The organism is Motilibacter aurantiacus (genome assembly GCF_011250645.1).
In the GTDB taxonomy this organism is placed as follows: domain Bacteria; phylum Actinomycetota; class Actinomycetes; order Motilibacterales; family Motilibacteraceae; genus Motilibacter_A; species Motilibacter_A aurantiacus.
Window position 1 is genome coordinate 289,710 of sequence record NZ_JAANNO010000005.1, and the last position, 2,634, is coordinate 292,343.

Here is a 2,634-nt window from a genome sequence, read left to right on the forward strand (position 1 = left end):
CGGCGTGACGATGCGCGAGGGCGCGGCCCGCATCTTCGACCAGAACGGCACCCAGACCGGCACCGCCGCCGTCAGCGGGAAGGCGTTCAGCACCGCCGCGGACGGCTCGGTCATCGGCACCGACGGCAAGTACGTCCGGGTCTTCGACGCGACCGGACGACAGGTCCAGGCGTTCGGCGACAAGGCGTCGGAGAACGACCCGATGCCGATCGGCGCGCCGCTGCACTTCTACATGCAGGGCGGGGCGCTGCGCCTGCCCGACGGCCGCTTCCTCGTCGCCGACGCCGGCCGTGGCATCTCGCTGACCGACCGCTACGGCGTCTACATCGGCACGGCGAGCGAGGACTACCTCCGCGAGCTGACGCAGCTGGCGACCCTGGCCTTCGACGGCACCGGCGTCTACTACACGACCGGCCCCAAGTTCACCGGCAACCAGGGCATCAACTACATCCCCCTGGCCGACCTCATCGAGCTCGCCCAGCGCCCGACCAAGTCCGAGCCGCGGCTGGGCTACGGCGCAGGGCTCGCCGTCGAGGGAACGAGCGGGAAGTACTTCGCCGCCGGCAAGACCCCTCGGGTCCGCGCGAGCTTCGACGCCTGGTGGAAGACGGTCGGGAACTTCTCCCTGGACTACCGGGTCCGCGACCGGGAGCAGGTGACGGCCGATGCGGACGTCGCCTACACCCGCGTCCCGCTGACCGCGGACGTCATCGACAACGGGCTGAGCCTGCAGCTTCCCGCCGCGCAGCCCGGGGCGTACGAGGTCGAGGCGTTCATCACCCGTGACGGGGACCACCTGTCCGGGACCTGCGTGAGCTACACCGTCGGAGCCCCCGGACACGCGCTGGACCTCGCCACCCTGCCCGGGCACGCCGACGCAGGCGGCCCGGACCCGGCGCGCGGTGTCGCGCTGGCCGACGTGCTCGGCACGGGCCTGTTCCGGGAGGCGCTGAACTGGCGCGAGATCATGCCCGACCCGAGCAAGCCGCTGCAGCTGGAGAAGTACGACGCCAAGTTCGCCGCCGGCGCGGCCGAGGCACGCAGGCGCAACGTCCCGTTCCTCCTGCTGCTCGGTGAGGGCAGCGAGGGCGGCCCGGAGCACGCCATGGTCAACAACGGCCAGTGGGAGTCCCGGGTGCGCGAGATCGTCACCCGCTACAAGGACCTCATCGACTACTACGAGGTCTGGAACGAGCCCAACATCACGTGGGACTCGGGCGCCGGCTACGTGGAGAAGATCCTCAAGCCCGCCTACCGCGCGATCAAGCAGACCGACCCGGTCGCGACCGTGGTCGGTGGCAGCATCGCCGGTCTGAACGCCGACTACTGGCGCCAGATCGGTGCAGCCGGCGGCTTCGACCACATGGACGTCATCGGCATCCACCCCTACACCGGGCACAACCGCTCCTTCGAGGAGGAGGGCGTCGGCACGCTGCTCTCCTGGATGAAGGCCGACCGCGCTCCGTACGGAGCACAGGACAAGCCGATCTGGGTCACCGAGCACTCGTGGTGGTCCGACGGGCAGGCGAACCTGTTCGGGCAGGCGGACTACAGCGTCCGGGCGCAGCTGCTCTACCGCGAGTGGGGCATCCAGCGCTGGGCCTACTTCCTGGCGCAGGGGACGTGGGGCAACTTCAACCTCGGCTTCCACGCCATCCACGGCGAGGACTACGTCAAGCCGGTCGCTCTCGGCCTCATGACGCAGAAGTCCGAGGTCGGCTCCCGGCCCTTCGTCGGCCGGGTCGACGTGGGCACCCCGCACGTCTTCGTGCAGCGGTACGGCAGCGCCGCCAGTGCTACGGACAACGTGCTCGCGGTGTGGAGCGACGACCTGCCCGTCCCGATGCAGCTGGTGAACTCCGGTTCGGCGGTCACCGTCACCGTCGTCGACGAGCTCGGCAAGAGCCGTGCGGTCAACCTGGCCGCCAACGGGACCGCTGCGCTCAACGTCAGCGGCGCCGTGCAGTACGTCCACGTGCCCAACGGTGCGAGCGTCGCCATCGCCGCGGCCGAGACGTACGGCGCCAACGTCGCGTCGTCGACGTCCGGAGCCACGGCCAGCGCCAGCTCGGACTCGCCGTGGAACCCGGCTCACCGGGCCATCGACGGGACCACCGACGCGCGCGGCCAGGGCACGTTCCTGTCCAGCTCGGCCTGGGCCTCGGCCCCCGGCGACAACTCCCCCAGCCTGACGGTGACGCTCGCGCAGCCGACCAACGTCAACCGCGTGGTCCTGCAGACCTCGAGCATCGGGTCGACCCTGACCGGCATCCGCGACTTCACGGTCTCCACGCGCAACACGGACGGCAGCTGGACCCAGGTGGCCAGCGAGACGGGCGTGTTCTACCAGCGCAGCCGGCTCGTCTCGTTCCCCGCGCGTGTCGCCACGGCAGTGCGGGTGGCGGTCAGCGCGGTGAACTACGGCAGCTACACCGGCGGCGCGAAGCCGACGTTCTGGCCGACGGACGCCGCGAGCCTCCGGGAGCCGATGGAGGCGTGGTACGGCCCGGCCATCGTCCGTGAGCTCGAGGTGTACGGCCCGGGCACTGTCACCGGGAACCCGGACCCGAACCCCAACCCGAACCCGAACCCCAACCCCAACCCCAACCCGAACCCCAACCCGAACCCCAACCC

Annotated in this window: 1 protein-coding gene; it reads left to right on the forward strand. The window is 70.7% G+C overall.

Annotated elements, in window-relative coordinates; all coding sequences use genetic code 11:
• The coding region (locus G9H72_RS11585) for a discoidin domain-containing protein (protein WP_166171091.1) at positions 1–2,634 on the forward strand (2,634 nt) is incomplete at both ends.